This is a genomic window from Saccharomonospora glauca K62 (assembly GCF_000243395.2).
Lineage (GTDB): Bacteria > Actinomycetota > Actinomycetes > Mycobacteriales > Pseudonocardiaceae > Saccharomonospora > Saccharomonospora glauca.
The window spans coordinates 2,245,219-2,261,083 of sequence record NZ_CM001484.1 but is presented as its reverse complement, the minus strand read 5'-3'; the positions used below and the strand labels follow the sequence as shown (position 1 = coordinate 2,261,083).

The window sequence follows — 15,865 nt, the reverse complement described above, 5'->3', positions numbered from 1 at the left end:
ATCGAGTGTTCAGCTCGGCAGGGGAGCGCGGATGCCTCGGAACTCCCAGTCACCACCCAACGCGGTGGAGAGCACCTGTTCGGACTCGGTGGGCTGGGCCCCCACCGGCCCGGTCACCGGCACCGGGCCCTCCACCACGGTGTTGCGGAGCACGCCGAGCCCGTCGGCCTCCACCTCCACCGTGTCCCCCGGCCGGATCGGACGGGAGTTCGCCGGGGTGCCCGTCAACAGCACGTCGCCGGGTACGAGAGTGATCAGACGCGCGATGTCGGCCACGAGATAGTGCGGGTCCCACGTCATCTCGTCGGTGTTGGCCTCCTGGACCACCTCGCCGTTGACCCGCGTACGCAGCGTCCGCCCACGCCAGTCCCAGCCCTCCACGAGGGCGGGCCCGAGCGGGCACAACGTGTCCGCGCCCTTCACCCGCAGCATCGACCCCTCGTCGGTGTCCCGGAAGTCGTGCAGCCCCAGGTCGTTGGCGAGGGTGTAGCCGCGGATGTACTCGCCGGCCTCGGCCACGCCGATGTTGCGGGCAGTGCGGCCGATCACCACGGCGATCTCTCCCTCGTAGTTCAGCCACCGGCACCCGGCGGGCCGCACCACATGCCCCTGGTGCGCGTTGAGCGTCGAGATCGGCTTGTGGAAGTACGTCGGGGCGGGCCCCGGCGTCGCGCAGAACTCCTCGAACCGGCTGCGGTGGTTGAGGTGCACGGCAATGATCTTGGTCGGGGTGCAGGGCGGCAGGTGCACCGCCTCCTCCACCGGGACGTGCCGCCCGTCCGGGGCGAACAGCATGTCCCCTTTGCGGTGCACCTCCACGGTCGCGCCGTCGAGCAGGATCCTGCGAATCTCCCTGGTCATGCGTCGCCTCCCGTCCATCCCCGCGCCGGGCGGTCGAACCAGAGGTGGATCTGACCCGTCCCGGCCGAGTTCTCGTAGTCGCTGTAGCGCCGCGCGCGGGCGACGCAGTCCTTCCCACCGAGGCAGCCCACCAGCATGAGGTAGTGCGCGAACCCGGCTTCCGGCTTGTAGCGGAGAAACTCCGGCAGCGTGGCGAGCACCGCGGCGTGGTCACCGGCCTCCAGCCGTCCGATGCACTGCCGGTCGGCCGCGGCCGCCTCCGGGGTGATGATGTGTCTCGGGTCGGCCGCCTCGTGGTCACGAAGCTGCCGCAACGGCCAGAACCGGTGGCTCAACGCCCCGGAGGCGATCAGCAGGACCCGCCGGTCGACATCCCGGATCGCGTCGGCCAGCGCCCGCCCCAACCGCAGGTGGTCCTCCGTGTCCCCGGTCTGGCACACCCCGATGCTGACCCACCGCCGTCCCTCGACCCCGAGATAGGACCACAGGTTCAACGTGGCGTAGGACATCGGCAGGTACGGGTCGTCCACGGGCGTAATCCACGTGTCGTAGTCCCCGGCCCGTGCCGCCAGCGCGTGCGCCAACTCGGGATCACCGGGAAAGTCGTAGGGCACCCGGCGCATCCCTCGGGGCAGTTCGGCGGAGGTGAAGACGCCGGCTCGCAGGGTATGCGAGGTGACCACGAATTCCACGGTGGTCGCCCAGTGGGAGTCGAAGACGACCACGGTGTCGTAGGTGTCGGGAGTGAACACCTCCTCCCGCAGCCGTCGCAGCCCCGTGACCAGCGTGGATTCCTCACCGTTGTTCAGCTCACGCCGCACCGCCTCCGGCAGCACGATCGTCGGTACGTGCGACAGCAGTCCGCCGCCGACCACCTCACCCATTCACCGCCATCCCTTCGGACCGGTCACCGTGTTCTTCACGTCGCAGAAGAAGTCGAAACTCCAGGTGCCGCCCTCCCGGCCGATGCCCGAGTGCCGTGCCCCGCCGAAGGGAGCACGCAGATCCCGCACGAAGAAGCAGTTCACCCACACCGTGCCCGCGGTCAGCTCGGCCGACACGCGACGCGCGCGCTCGGGATCGGAGGTGACCACCGTCGCCGCCAGCCCGAAGCGGGTGTCGTCGGCTCGGGCGACGGCTTCCCGCTCGGTGTCGAACACCTCCAACGTCAGCACCGGCCCGAACACCTCCTCCCGCAGGATCTCCGCGCCGGGGCGCACCTGGTCGAGCAAGGTGGGCCGGTAGTAGGTGCCCCCCAACTCGGTGTTGGGGCCTCCTCCTTCCAGGACCCGCGCGCCCGACGCGACGGCTCTGCGGACGAAACCGTCGATCCGCGCCACGTGGTCGGGATGAATGTTCGGGCCGACGTCGGTGTCGTCCTTGCGTGGATCTCCCTGCTTGATCTCCCCAATCGCGGTCCGCAGGCGCGCGGTGAACTCCTCGGCTACGGGGGAGTGGACCAGGATCCGGGTTGCCGCCAGGCACACCTGCCCGGCGTTGTCGTACTGCTCGACCGCCAACGCCACGGCCAACTCCAGGTCGGCGTCGTCGAACACCAGCAGCGGCGACTTACCTCCCAGCTCCATCGACAGCGGCGTGAGATTCTCCGCCGCGGCGGCGGCGATCCGGCGCGCGGTCGCCTCCGAGCCGGTGAAGCTGATCCGCGCCACGTCGGGGTGTGCGCACAGCGGCGCACCGACCTCGGGCCCCAGCCCCTGCACGACGTTGAACACCCCGTCGGGCAGTCCGGCCACCGCGGTGATGTCGGCGAGCACCGACGCGGTGGCGGGGGACCACTCCGCGGGTTTGAGCACCACCGTGTTGCCCGCCGCCAACGCCGGGGCGACCTTCCAGGACTCCAGCATCAGCGGGGCGTTCCAGGGGGTGATCAGCACGCACACCCCCGACGGGTCCCACGACACCGCGTTGCGGTGCCCGCGCGTGTCGAACTCCGGATGCGACAGCTCCCCGGTAAGCCAGTCGGCGAAGAACCGGAAGTTGTGCGCCACCCGTGGCATCACGCTCCGCACGTGCGAACGCAACAACGCCCCGTTGTCGGCCGTCTCCACCGTCGCCAGCTCCGGAATCCGGCGTTCGACCTCGTCGGCGATCCGGTGCAGGAGCTCCGCGCGGGTCTCGGCGGGGGTGCGGCTCCACGTCGGGAACGCCTCCGACGCCGCGCGCACCGCGGCGTCGGCCTCCCGAGTCCCGCCGCGCGCGAACTCACCCAGCGGCTGTTGATCCACCGGTGACACCGAGCGGAAGCGCCGCGACGAGTCGATCCGTTTCCCGCCTATCCAGTGCCCGGTCTCGACCGGGTTCCCGGCAATTGTCGTGACTGGCATCAAGCCCCCTCGAACCGAGTATGGCCAGGCGCGTCGACGCTAACCGCCGAGAACGATTCCGGGCAACGACGTCATTCGTGAACACAGACCAATTGAGACACTCGTAAAACCAAACGAGACAACGTTTTCGTGTGACCGGACCGAATGTGTCGCTACGCTGAAAACGGCTCGCCACACAACTTGCGACTAGTTCCTGCGCGGTCTCCCACTCCACGGAAGGCGAGGGTGCATTGTGGACAATGCCGGAACGGTGCGGATCCAATATCCCGACCTGATCGGCACGGAGCGGGGCCGTGACCTGCCCACGGAGGTGTTCGACTCGCTGACCGGAGGCGTGCATTTCTGCCGCGCCGTCTACTACACCACCACCCGAGGCGGCACCCTCGACGGGGAGCACTCACTGGCCGATGGCCTGCCGGACGTGGCCTTCCACCCCGACCGCTCGACGTTGGCGCCGCTGCCGTGGCTTCCCGGCTACCGCTCCTGCCTCGGCGACATGCTCGACCCGGTGACCGGACTGCCGATCGGGGAGTGTCCGCGCGCCGCGCTGAAGCAGGTACTGCGACGCCTGGAGCACCACGACTACCACCCCGTGGTCGGCCCCGAACTGGAGTTCTTCGTCCTGACCAACTCCGACGGCCGGTGGCGCCCCTACGACACCTCTCCCGGCAACGTCTACCGCGTCGGCCACCGCGGCGACCCTGACGGCCTGGCCACGGAACTGCTGACCACCCTGAGCCGGGCGGAGCTGAACGTCACCGCCGTCAACCACGAGTTCGCCGCGGGCCAGTTCGAGGTCAATCTCGCCCACTCCGACGCGCTCGACGCCGCCGACCGGGCCTTCCGTTTCAAACACGCGGTCCGCGAGATCGTCGCGCGCCGTGGCCTTACCGCCACTTTCGTGGGCAAACCTTTCAATGACGAAGGCGGCTCGGGATTCCACCTCCACCTGTCCTTGCGGGACGCGGACGGAAACAACCTTTTCGACGCGCCCACCCAACCGGCCGGGTTGTCACCGCTGGCACGCCACGCCGTCGGGGGCCTGCTCCGCCACGCACCCGCGCTATGTGCCCTGCTGGCCCCCACCGTGAACGCCTATCGTCGACTGGGCCCCGACACCTTGGCTCCCGCCCTGGCCGACTGGGGTCTGGACAACCGGTCGACCATGGTGCGCATTCCTCCCGAACGCGGCGCCGCCACCCGGTTGGAGATCCGACTCGGCGACGCCGCCGCGGTGCCCCACCTGGTGATCGCCGCGGTCCTGGCCGCGGTGGCCCTGGGCATCGAGGACCGTGTGGAGCCCCCCGACCCGACGAGCGGCTACGGCTACGACGGCCGATCCCGACCGGCACTGCCACGAACCTTGGACGCCGCCCTCGACGCGCTGGCAGCCGACACCGCGTTCGTCGACGCCCTCGGTAAGGATCTGGTTGCCGCGTTCGACCGGATCAAACGCGACGAGACGGAACGGTTCCGGCGCTGGGTGACCGACTGGGAGCTCCACGAGTACCTCCCGCACCTGTGACCCGCCGACCACCGACCGACGAGGAAACCCGATGCGCCTGGACGACGTGAATCTGTGCGACCTGGACCGGTTCCTGGACCCGCAGGCTCCCTGGCGGATGTTCGACGTGCTGCGCAAGCACAGCCCGGTCCACTGGCACCCCGAGCCGGAACCCAACAGCGGATTCTGGGCCGTCACCCGCTGGTCCGACATCGTGGCGGTCAACCGGGACCCCGCCACCTTCACCTCCGAGTACTTCACCAACCTCGAAGAGATCCACGACCCGCAGATCCGCGACCTACGCCGGTCGATGATGGAGACCGACGGCCACCGGCACCGGTCCCTGCGACTGCTCGTGCAACGCGACTTCACCCCCCGCACGGTGGCGCAGTACGCGGTGTTCCTCCGCGGGCTCACCGCCACCACGCTGGACAACGCGCTGCGCTCCGAGTCCTTCGACTTCGTCGCCGAGGTCGCCGCCGAACTTCCGATCATGGTGCTCGCCCGCCTGATGCTCGACGTCCCGGCCGAGGACACCGGCAAACTCATTGCCTGGGGCAACCGCATCATCGGCAACCACGACCCCGACTGCGCCGACGTGCTGATGGACAGCCCCGACAGCGAGCGCTACAAGCACATCCCCTTCCGCAGCCCGGCCGCGTTGGAGATCTTCCGCTACGGCCGCGAACTGGCCGCCCAACGCCGCGGCGGCACCGGAACCGACCTGGTCAGCAAACTCGTCAACACCGTGCCCCGCGACGGCGTCCCACTGACCCCGACCGACTTCGACAACTACTTCCTCCTCCTCGTCGTCGCGGGCAACGAGACCACCCGACACGCCATCTCCTCGGCCGTGCTCGCCCTCTCGGAAAACCCCGAGCAGTGGTGGCGCCTGAAGGAGAACCCCGACCTGATCGAGACCGCGGTCGAGGAATTCCTGCGCTGGGCCTCGCCGGTGTACCACTTCCGCCGCACCGCCACCCGCGACACCGAACTCGCCGGCCAACCGATCCGCGCCGGAGACAAGGTGGTGATGTGGTTCGCCTCGGGCAACCGCGACGAGACCGTGTTCGACCGCCCCTACGAGTTCGACGTCGGCCGAACCCCCAACGACCACCTGACCTTCGGCCTGGGCGGCCCGCACTTCTGCCTCGGTTCCGCGCTCGCACGCATGGAACTGCGAATCCTGTTCGAGGAACTCCTGGCCAGGGTGGAACAAATCCGCGTCACCGGGCCGGTGACACGACTGCGCTCCAACTTCGTCAACGGGATCAAGACCCTGCCGGTGACCGTCACCAAGTGAAGGTGTGGAAAGGCTGACCACGGTGGATCTTCTCTACTGGCTGAGCCGAGCGGCGGAGGGCCACGCGCAATGGACCTCCACCTTCCCCCCGTACACCCGGCACCCCTCCCTGGACGTCAGCGACGACCGCTTCGCCACCGTCTTCGAGAACTACGAGAAGTTGCTGCACGGCAACTACCCCTTCTTTCACCCACGCTACATCGGTCAGATGCTCAAGCCGCCCCACGAAGCGGCCGTGGTCGCCTACCTGAGCGCGATGCTGATCAACCCCAACAACCACTCCAGCGACGGGGGACCGGTCACCGACCGCATGGAACGCGAGGTGATCGACCAACTCGCCGCGATGTTCGGGTTCGACACCCACATCGGCCATCTCACCTCCGGCGGCACGATGGCCAACCTCGAAGCCCTCTACGTCGCCCGCTGCCTGCACCCCGACCGCGGCATCGCCTACAGCACCGCCAGCCACTACACGCACGAACGGATGACCAAGCTCCTCGACGTCCCCGGACATCCCGTGCCCACCGATCCCTACGGGCGGATGGACCTCGACGCTCTGGAAGCCCTCCTGCGCACCGGGAAGATCGGCACCGTGGTGTTCACCCTCGGCACCACCGGCGTTGGCGCCATCGACCCGCTGGCCGAGGCCATGACCTTACGGCAACGCTACGACGTCCGCTTCCACGTCGACGCCGCCTACGGCGGCTTCTACACCATCCTCGCCGGAACCCACGACCTCGACCCGGCACCGTGGGAGGCGATCCGCCACTGCGACTCGGTGGTGGTCGACCCCCACAAACAAGGCCTGCAACCCTACGGCTGCGGTTCGGTACTCTTCGCCGACCCGAGCGTGGCCCAGTACTACGTCCACGACTCGCCCTACACCTACTTCACCCCCGCGGACCTGCACCTGGGAGAGATCAGCCTCGAATGCTCCAGAGCGGGCGCGGCGGCCGCGGCGCTGTGGCTCACCCTCCAACTGTTCCCCCTCACCAAAGACGGCCTCGGCGAGATCCTGGCCGCCAACCGACGCGCGGCGCTGCGGCTGGCCGAGCTGCTGGCCGGATCGGATCGGCTGCGCCTGCACCAGACCCCCGACCTCGACATCGTCACCTACTTCCCGCGATGCACCCCGGCGACACTGTCGAGGATCGACCGCGCCTGCGCGGCCATGCTGGACGCGGGCATGCACGACGGCGCGGACCCCGTGTTCCTCAGCCTGATGCGGCTGGCGGGCGACACGTTCGCCGGCCTGCACCCGGACGTCCGCCGAGACACCGAAGTCACACGCGTGCTGCGCAGCGTGTTGATGAAACCCGAGTCCGAGTTCTACGTGGACGAACTACACGAACGCCTGGAGCGGCTCGTCGCCGCGGCCTAGCCGACTCGACAAGGAAGAGGACCGAAACCGATGACCGAAACACCGACCCCCACCGTGCCGTCGGACCCGCCACCGCTGACCGACGGCGGCCAAGCGCAACTGGACTGGCTGCGCTGGATGCGCGAACACGAACCCGTCTACCGCGACCGGCACGGCGTCTACCACGTGTTCCGCTACGACGACGTCCGCCGCGTCGCCTCAGACCCGCAAACGTTCTCGTCCGAACTCAACCGCGACGCGCTCGGCGCGGAGAACATCACCCGCGGCAACCCCGCGTGGACCGACCCGCCCGAACACCGCCGGCTCCGCAACCTCGTGGGGCAGGCGTTCACCCTGACCAACGTGCGGGAGTACGAGCAACGCACCTACCGGATGGGCGCCGAACTGCTCGACGCGCTCGACGGGCGCGACTCCTTCGACCTGGTGGAGACGTTCGTCTGGCCGCTGCCCGCGATGCTCATCGCCGAACTGCTCGGCGTGCCGGTCAGCGACCGGGAACTGTTCCTCAGCTACGCCGACAAACTCGCCTCGCTGCAGGTCGGGGACGACCCGACCGACGACGAGGAAGGCTACGGCAGCATGATGAGCCGGGTCACCGACGAGGTCCGCGGCTATCTGCTCGACCAGTACCGCGACCGGGTGACCACCCCGAAAGACGACCTGATCAGCAAACTCGCGGCCGCTGAGGACGACGGCAGCCGCCTGGACGAGGACGAGGTCGTCAACATCTGCCTGGCGCTGCTGTTCGTCGGCCACTTCAGCACCAACGGGCTCATCGCCAACATGCTGCTCTGCCTGGACGAGCACCCCGAGGTGGCCGCCCGGCTCCGTAAGGACCGCACCCTCATCGGCAAGGCGGTGGAGGAGGTCCTGCGTTACCGACCCTCCGGCACCCGGTTCATGCGAGTCGCGCGGGTGGACGCGGAGGTCGCCGGCACCCCGATCCCGGCGGGATCACTGGTGATGCTGTGGTTCTCCTCGGCCAACCGGGACGAGCGGAAATTCACTCGCCCCGACGAGTTCGACATCGACCGATTCCCCAACGGCCACGTCAGCTTCGGCCACGGCATCCACTTCTGTGTCGGAGCCGCGCTGTCCCGCATGGAGGCGGCGGTGGCGGCCAACCTGCTGTTCGACCGCTTCGACGACATCCGCATCGACCGACGTGACCCACTGCCGTTCTACGAACAGGGCATGTGGGCACCTCGACGACTTCCGGTGGTGGTGCGCCGCCGGTCGTGAACGGGCCGCACCGGCGGCCCCATCCCCGAGGAAAGGAAGAACATGGCGCAGACCGAACCGAAGGCCAAGACCAAGACCACGACGACACCCGACGAGGGCAACTTCATCAAGAACTACATCAACGACATCCTCGACAGCACCAGAACCCTCGTCGAACGCGACAAGAACACGATCTTCCTGTACCTGTCCAGCATCGTGCGAAGCACCGAGGGCGTCATCGACCGGGTGCTCAAGGAGGTGGAATACGCCGAGAACGACATCTGGGGCGCGATCAAGCCCCCGGTACGCAAGGGCGACAACCGCGCTCACCTCAACGAGCTGACGGAACTGAAGACTGCCCTCGACGACCTCCACGCCAAGATCGACAAGCTGTCCGCCGCCAACCTCTACACCGAGCACGGCAACTGACACCATCGACCCCATGCGACAGGGGCCCGTTCCCGGTACCGGGAACGGGCCCCTGTCTGTGCCACGAGGTCAACCGATGAGCGTGAAGTAGTCGTCGACGAACGCCGCGATGTCCTTGATGGAGCGGAAGTTGTCGAGCGTGAGATCGGAGCCGCGCACCGCGATGCCGAACCGCTTCTCCAACCACACCACGATCTGCACGGCGAACAGCGAGTTCAAATACCCGCCCTTGAACAAGTCCTCGTCGTCGGCCACGGTCACGTTGCCCAGGTGCCCGTGGATGTAGTCGCGTACGATCTGCAGCCGATCTTCCATGTGTCCCAACCCTTCTCGTTCGTCAGACGGCGTCCGGGTACTCGTAGAAACCGCGGCCACTTTTGACCCCGTGCCACCCCGCGTCGACCATCCGCGCCAGCAACGGACACGGCCGATACTTGCTGTCCCGCAGACTGTCGTAGATCACCTCCAAAGACAGCAGCACCGTGTCCAACCCGATCAGATCGGCGGTCTCCAACGGGCCCATGCGGTGACCGAAACAGTCCCGGAACAGCCGATCGACGTCGGCCGCTGAATCGGCGACCCCCTCGTGCAGCAGGAACATCGCCTCGTTGACGGTCAACATCATCACTCGGTTCGTCACGAACCCCGCCGCGTCGTTGACCACGATGCTGTCCCGCCCCACACCATCCAACAGCGCGCGGGTGCGATCCACGGTCTCGGGGGAGGTGTGCGTCCCGCGGATCACCTCCACCAACGGCTTGAGCGGAGCCGGGTTCATGAAGTGCGTACCGATCACCCGATCCGCCCTCGCCGTCCGCGCGGCGAGCCGAGTGATCGAGATCGCCGACGTGTTCACCCCGAACACGCAGTGCGGGGGACAGACGGAGTCCAACTGCGGGTACAGCGCCTCCTTGATCTCTCGCTTCTCGGTCACGTTCTCCACGACGAAGTCGCTGTCTTTCAACTCGCGCAAATTCGTGGAGAAGACAATCCGCCGCGTCACCTCGCGGGCGTCCAGCCGAGGTTGCTCACCGTCCACCAACGGATAGAGCGTCACGTTCCGCTCGATCAGCTCGCGGGAGCGCGCCAACGCCGCCTCCGACGAGTCCACCATGACGACCGGGTAGCCCCGCGCGGCGAACAGGTGCGCCACCCCCGTGCCCATGGTGCCCGCGCCGACCACCCCGATGTTCTGCATCATCCCTGCCTCACCCTCGGTTTCTCGCGTGTACTCGTAGCCGGTGTTCACCCGGTGACCGCGGGCGAACCCGCCACGGCCAGACGCACCGGCTCCGGCCAAGCAGCCGGGTCGACGCCGTGCCGACACAGGAACGCGTACGCAAAACGCTCCAGGCCCACGCCCGCGCACGCCGTGATGACCGTGGCGTCTTCGTCGCCGTCCCCGGCGGGCCGCCGGATGTCGAAGGACGAACCGAAGAAGTCCTCGTGGAAGTTGAACGACGCGGCCGCGAGGGTCCGGCCCTCACCGATGGGCAGCCGCAACTCGTACTTCAGTTCCAGCAACCGCTGGGACCACGCCCGCTGCGGCGACTCGACACTGCCGAAGAACGGATCATTGCCCACCTCGCAGTGCCCGCCGAGCCCCAGCTCGACCGCCAACTCCGTGGTCAACTCCAACATCCGCTGCCGCTGCGCGAGCACCCGATCGCGATCACCGAGGAACACGACCTCGCGGATGGTGAAGTCCCACAACCGCTCCAAAGAACGCCAGTAGCGGGACTCGTGCCGGAACGACTTCCCCCTGGCCGTGACCACCAGGCCGGGCTCACTCAACCGCTGTCCTTGGAACTGCCGATAGGTGTGGTAACACATCGTCGGTGGCAGGCACAGCGAGGTGTCGTCGCAGTAGTCCAGCAGCGGGGGAAGCCCCTCCGACTCGGCTCGCGCGGCGGTGACGAACTCGCGGTAGTTGTCCGAATCGGCGTGCAACCGCGTCACCAGCATCAAAAAGTGCGGAAACGACGTGAAATACCCGCACCGGCGCAGGGTCTCCGTCTCGATCAACGTGGGATATCGGTAGGCGCGGGCCCCGAACTCCTCGGTCACCGCCCGCAATAGCCGCCGGTCGACGTAGTCCAGCAACGCCGTCACCACCGGACCGAGCGCGAATTGACCCGGCCCCATGGGCACCAGCTCACCGGAGGCCAGCAACTCGTCGGCGACGTTCCGGGCCTCGTCCGAGTTCGGTGACCGCCACACCACGCGGGGCGGACCCGACAGCTGCGGCCGCACCTCCTCGTCGACCATCCGGTTCAGCTTGTCGGCGAGCACGGCCGGGTCGACGTCGCCCTCGGTCGTCACCACCACCTCCGTGACGTCCCCGACACCGGGGAGGGCGAAATCGACGATCGACTCCGACAAGAAGTAGATCCGCTGCGCCAGTTCACCCACCTGCTCGGCGGCCACCGGCTCGGTCAGCGGAATCCGGTAATCAGGCATGACGTTCGTGTCTCCTCGCTGTCGACATCACGAACTCGGCACGCCGAGCAGACCGGCGACGATGTCACGCTGAATCTCCGAGGTACCCCCGTAGATCGTCCCCGCGAGCGCGTCCCGCAGTTCGCGTTCCACCCCGAACTCCGTCAGGTACCCGCGCGCACCGTGCAGCTGTACCGCGTCGAGCATGGAACGCAGGTGGCTCTCGCTGATCGCGAGCTTCGCGATCGCCGCGTCCAGCGGAGCCAGATGTCCTTCTCGCTTGCGCCACGCCGCCTTGTACATCGCGAGCCGGGCGAGTTCGAGCCGCACCTTCATGTCGGCGATGCGGTGCCGCACGGCTTGCTGGGCCCCCAGCGGCTTACCGAACTGTCTCCGCCGACGCACGTGCTCGACACAGTCGTCGAGCACCCGTTCCATCACCCCGATCTGGCTGGCGAACAACACACTGCGTTCCCAGTCGATGGAGCTGGTGAACAAATTGAACCCGTTGCCCTCGGCACCCAGCAGATTCGCCGCGGGCACCCGGCATTCGTCGAACTCCACCTGACCCATCTCCGTCGAGCGGAGCCCGGCCTTTTCCCAGCTCCGGCTGACGCGAAACCCCGGCAGGTCGGCGGTCACCACGAACGCCGACAGCGCACCCGCGGCGGGACTGTCCTCACTTCCGGTGCGCGCGAACGTCAAGAACACGTCCGCCACCGGGGCGTTGGAGATGAACGTCTTGGTGCCACGCAAGACGTAGGTGTCGCCGTGGCGTTCGGCCGTGGTCTTCATCCCCAGCACGTCCGAACCCGACTCCGGCTCGGTCAACGCATGGGCACCGATCAGCGAACCGTCCGCCAATCCGGGCAGAAACCGGGCCTTCTGCTCCTCGGTCCCGTGCTCGACGAGGTAGACCGTGCAGGCCCACAGGTGATTGTTCAGCGCGAACACCAGGCCGTTGTCCCGGCACCCGTAGCCGAGCGCCTCCAAGCCCACGGCGATCGTCACCGGGTCCAGGCCCGCACCACCGTAGGCCTTCGGCACCGGCCAGCCCGTGATCCCGAACTCCGCGCACTTCTTCCACGCGTCCCGGTTCAGCCGCGCCGCCCGATCGCTCTCGGCGGCGTCACCGAGCTCTCGTTCGGCGAACTCGATGATCGACCGCCGTAGCTGTGTTTGCTCAGCAGTGAAGCTGAAATCCACCGTGTTCCCTTTCCTTCGCACGCCGCCTCACGCGGCGCTCCGGTCGAACTCGCGTGCCGCCAAGGGGCGCACCAGCCGCTCCGCCCGTAACTCCACGAGAAGCCGACGCAAGGCGTCCGGGTGCTCCGCGGCCAGCCACGCGTCCACGGCCGCCAGGGTGTCCCGGTCGATCCGCCACGACGGGAACAACTGCGCCACCGCAGGCAACGCGCGTTCGCTGGAGCGTCGCGCCCACAGCGCGTCGATCTCCGCGAGATAGCGGTCGGCGTAGTCGGTGAGCAACGCGGTCTGCGCGGGGTGGGAAAAGCCCGCGATGATGGCGTCGCTGGTGGCGTTGGGGAGGTCATCGTCGTGGATCGCGCGTTCCCAGGCGGTGGCCTTGGACTCCGGCGTCGGGCGCAGAGCCCGGGCTCGTTCGGCGTGGCGGCGGCCGGTGGCGGTGTCGTCGCGCCGCAGCTCGGCGTCGATCTCGGCGTCACCGGCTTTGCCGTGGGCGACGAGGGCGTGCAGCAGCCGCCACCGCAAATCGGTGTCGACCACGAGCCCGGTCAGGGGCGCCGAACCGTCGAACCATCCCGCCAGCACGTCGAGCAGGGACTGGTCCAGCACAGCCTTGGTGAGGGCGTTGACGAAGGTGAGTTGCCGATCCGAGCCCGGTTGTGCTTCCTTCGCCAACTTCAGCAACAGCCTCGTGAAGGTCGGCCAGCCGTGTTCGGCGGCCCAGGCGGGGTCGGCGTAGGAACACAACGTGGTGTGTGCCTGGTCGAGGAGGGCTTCCACGGCGCCCGGCTCGTCTTCGTGAGGAAGTCCCGAGGCCACGAGGGTCAGGTAGTCCCGTGCTTTGAATTCGGCGTTGCGGGTCATTTCCCAGGCGGCGGACCAGCACAGGGTGCGGGGGAGGGGGTCGGTGATGTCGGCGATGCGGGTGGTCAGGGTGGTCAGGGAGTGCGGGTCCAGGCGTAGGGCGCAGTAGGTGAGGTCGTCGTCGTTGACCAGGACCAGGTCCCCGGCGTCGGTGCCGACCAGGTCGGGGACGTCGGTGGTGGCGCCGGTGATGTCGAGTTCGACGCGGTGGGTGCGCACGAGTTTGCCGTGGCCGTTGTCGTTGTAGACCCCCACCGCGACCCGGTGGGTGCGCAGCTCACCCGCGCCGGGTTTGGCTCCGCCCTGGTCGATGGCAAAGGAGCGATACCGGCCGTTTTCGTCGAGTTCGAAGCGGGGGCGCAGGGTGTTCAACCCGGTGGTTTCCAGCCATTGCGCGCTCCACCCCGACAGATCGCGTCCGGAGGCCTGCTCCAGAGCGGCCAGCAGGTCGGCCAGGGTGGCGTTGCCCCAGGCGTGTTTGGTGAAGTAGACCCGCAGCCCGGCCAGGAAGTTGTCCAGGCCAACGTAGGCGACCAGTTGCTTGAGCACGCTGGCGCCTTTGGCGTAGGTGATGCCGTCGAAGTTGACCTCCACCGCGTGCAGATCCACGATGTCGGCGGCGATGGGGTGGGTGGAGGGCAGCTGGTCCTGCCGGTAGGCCCAGGACTTTTCGATGTTGGCGAAGCTGGTCCAGGCCCCGGTGTATTCGGTGGCCTCGGCCTGGGCCAGCACACTGGCGAAGGTGGCGAAGGACTCGTTGAGCCACAGATCGTCCCACCAGCGCATGGTGACCAGGTCCCCGAACCACATGTGCGCCATCTCGTGCAGCAGGGTCTCGGCGCGCCGTTCGTAGGAGTAGCGGGTCACCCGGCTGCGGAAGACGTAGTCTTCCAAGAAGGTGACCGCCCCGGCGTTTTCCATCGCCCCGGCGTTGAACTCCGGCACGAACAACTGGTCGTATTTGGTGAACGGATACGGCACCCCGAATTTGTCGTGGTAGAACGCAAACCCCTGCTTGGTCTCGGTAAACAGCCGGTCGGCGTCCATGAACTCCGCCAGCGAGGCCCGACAGTAGATGCCCAGCGGGATCGTGCCGTGCTCATCGACGTAGGTGTCCCGCCACTCGGCATACGGCCCGGCGATCAACGCCACCAGATACGTCGACATCCGCTGCGAGGTGGCGAAGGTGGTGCGCACCGCCCCTTGCGGGGTGTCCTCCCGCGACGCGACCGGGGCGTTGGAGACCACCGTCCAATCCCGGGGAGCGGTCACCACCAGCCGGTAGGTGGCCTTGAGGTCGGGCTGGTCGAAACAGGCGAACATCCGCTTGGCATCCGCCGTCTCAAACTGGCTGTAGAGGTACACGCCGCCGTCGACGGGATCGACGAACCGATGCAACCCCTCCCCGGTGTTCATGTACCGGCAGTCGGCATGCACCACCACCTCGTTCTCCGCCGCCAGATCCGGCAACGCAATACCCTTGTCCTCGACATAGTCGGACACATCCAGGGGCCGGCCGTTGAGCGTGGCCTTTCGCACCCCCGCGGCCACCACATCCACCCAACTCGACTCCCCCGGCCGCCGCGCAGCGAACCGGATCGTCGTCCGAGACGAAAACGTCCCCTCACCCGGCCCACCACGGCCATCCGTCAAATCCAGCTCAATGTCATACGACGACACCTCCAGCAAATCAGCACGCTGCCGAGCTTGTTCACGAGTCAAGTTGGGGGCGGGCACTGGCACCTCTGATCGCTCATTCCTCCACGAATGTCGTCGATCGCCAAACTAGCGAATGAAACACCGCACGAGAAATGTGCGACTTGAACACTGGATATCACCGCCCACCAGCGATAGTGTGCTTATTCTGGTGCAATCGTCAAAGCGCACCAAATGAGACGGAAAAACGCCCAAAAATGCGGGGGAGACCTTCTCGTCGTCGCCGTGTACGGCGCGATCGCGACGGTATCCGCAGCCTCGTCCACGACATCAGTAGTGCCCCGCATGCGCGGCTCTTCCGTTTCCGTACCCACGTCACCACTTCCGCCCCCGAAGGGACCGCGACGCAGACCGGCACCGGCACACGGGCATATCGGGACTCCGCCGCCGGCCTCTGTGACGTCGTCTGGGCGGGCGAAGCGGCCCCGGAGAAGATCACCACCTGCGGGTCGGGAGTCGTAGCTCAAAGGCAACCCGCTCCCGTGGTGGGCCCCGCCCACGACGGCAGGGGAGGGAAATGCCGGCCGTTCACCGCATGCCCGATCCGCCTTCCCGGCGCTGGTGACGAGGGCTTGCGGATCACGGGCGAACCTCCG

General features: G+C 67.6%; 13 protein-coding genes. 5 read left to right on the top strand and 8 right to left on the bottom strand.

Translation table 11 applies throughout. The features are described 5' to 3' along the window. Positions 1-9 precede the first annotated feature (9 nt). The 3 genes from SACGLDRAFT_RS10750 to SACGLDRAFT_RS10740 are packed head-to-tail and all read right to left on the bottom strand — an operon-like array spanning position 10 to position 3,206. Positions 10-861 (bottom strand): fumarylacetoacetate hydrolase family protein, encoded by an 852-nt coding sequence (locus SACGLDRAFT_RS10750; RefSeq protein WP_005464500.1) that lies wholly within the window; start codon positions 859-861, stop codon positions 10-12. Beyond that, the gene (locus tag SACGLDRAFT_RS10745; protein ID WP_005464498.1) at positions 858-1,745 is read right to left on the bottom strand and encodes a DODA-type extradiol aromatic ring-opening family dioxygenase; all 888 of its coding nucleotides are present in this window, start codon (positions 1,743-1,745) and stop codon (positions 858-860) included. Before SACGLDRAFT_RS10745 ends, SACGLDRAFT_RS10750 begins: the two co-directional genes overlap by 4 nt. After that, positions 1,746-3,206, bottom strand: coding sequence for an aldehyde dehydrogenase (locus SACGLDRAFT_RS10740; RefSeq protein ID WP_005464496.1), 1,461 nt, complete (start codon positions 3,204-3,206; stop codon positions 1,746-1,748). A 232-nt stretch (positions 3,207-3,438) separates the two neighbouring features. Between SACGLDRAFT_RS10740 and SACGLDRAFT_RS10735 the strand changes: the two genes are divergently transcribed. From SACGLDRAFT_RS10735 to SACGLDRAFT_RS10715, 5 genes are read left to right on the top strand one after another with little or no spacing between them, the layout of a single operon-like run. After that, the gene (locus tag SACGLDRAFT_RS10735) at positions 3,439-4,731 is read left to right on the top strand and encodes a glutamine synthetase family protein (RefSeq protein WP_005464494.1); all 1,293 of its coding nucleotides are present in this window, start codon (positions 3,439-3,441) and stop codon (positions 4,729-4,731) included. A 31-nt stretch (positions 4,732-4,762) separates the two neighbouring features. Next, positions 4,763-6,013, top strand: coding sequence for a cytochrome P450 (locus SACGLDRAFT_RS10730; protein WP_005464492.1), 1,251 nt, complete (start codon positions 4,763-4,765; stop codon positions 6,011-6,013). A gap of 22 nt (positions 6,014-6,035) precedes the next feature. Next, entirely contained in the window at positions 6,036-7,394 is a 1,359-nt protein-coding gene (locus SACGLDRAFT_RS10725; RefSeq protein WP_005464490.1) for a pyridoxal phosphate-dependent decarboxylase family protein, read from the top strand. 30 nt (positions 7,395-7,424) lie between these two features. Next, positions 7,425-8,636 (top strand): cytochrome P450, encoded by a 1,212-nt coding sequence (locus SACGLDRAFT_RS10720; protein WP_005464488.1) that lies wholly within the window; start codon positions 7,425-7,427, stop codon positions 8,634-8,636. A gap of 42 nt (positions 8,637-8,678) precedes the next feature. Continuing rightward, positions 8,679-9,044, top strand: a complete 366-nt coding sequence (locus SACGLDRAFT_RS10715) for a hypothetical protein (protein ID WP_005464486.1) — start codon at positions 8,679-8,681, stop codon at positions 9,042-9,044. A gap of 69 nt (positions 9,045-9,113) precedes the next feature. Here the strand turns inward: SACGLDRAFT_RS10715 and SACGLDRAFT_RS10710 are convergent, their stop codons facing one another. The 5 genes from SACGLDRAFT_RS10710 to pepN are packed head-to-tail and all read right to left on the bottom strand — an operon-like array spanning position 9,114 to position 15,290. Then, positions 9,114-9,359: an acyl carrier protein gene (locus SACGLDRAFT_RS10710; protein WP_005464484.1), complete on the bottom strand. Its 246-nt coding sequence runs from the start codon at positions 9,357-9,359 to the stop codon at positions 9,114-9,116. A 22-nt stretch (positions 9,360-9,381) separates the two neighbouring features. After that, the gene (locus SACGLDRAFT_RS10705) at positions 9,382-10,245 is read right to left on the bottom strand and encodes a 3-hydroxyacyl-CoA dehydrogenase family protein (RefSeq protein WP_005464482.1); all 864 of its coding nucleotides are present in this window, start codon (positions 10,243-10,245) and stop codon (positions 9,382-9,384) included. Between the two features lie 44 nt (positions 10,246-10,289). Beyond that, positions 10,290-11,504, bottom strand: coding sequence for a class-II aminoacyl-tRNA synthetase family protein (locus tag SACGLDRAFT_RS21545; RefSeq protein ID WP_005464481.1), 1,215 nt, complete (start codon positions 11,502-11,504; stop codon positions 10,290-10,292). A gap of 27 nt (positions 11,505-11,531) precedes the next feature. Beyond that, positions 11,532-12,689 carry an acyl-CoA dehydrogenase family protein gene (locus SACGLDRAFT_RS10695; protein WP_005464479.1) on the bottom strand — a complete coding sequence of 386 codons (1,158 nt, stop codon included), beginning with the start codon at positions 12,687-12,689 and terminating at the stop codon, positions 11,532-11,534. Positions 12,690-12,716: 27 nt separating this feature from the next. Further along, entirely contained in the window at positions 12,717-15,290 is a 2,574-nt protein-coding gene (gene pepN / locus SACGLDRAFT_RS10690) for an aminopeptidase N (protein ID WP_005464477.1), read from the bottom strand. Positions 15,291-15,865 lie beyond the last annotated feature (575 nt).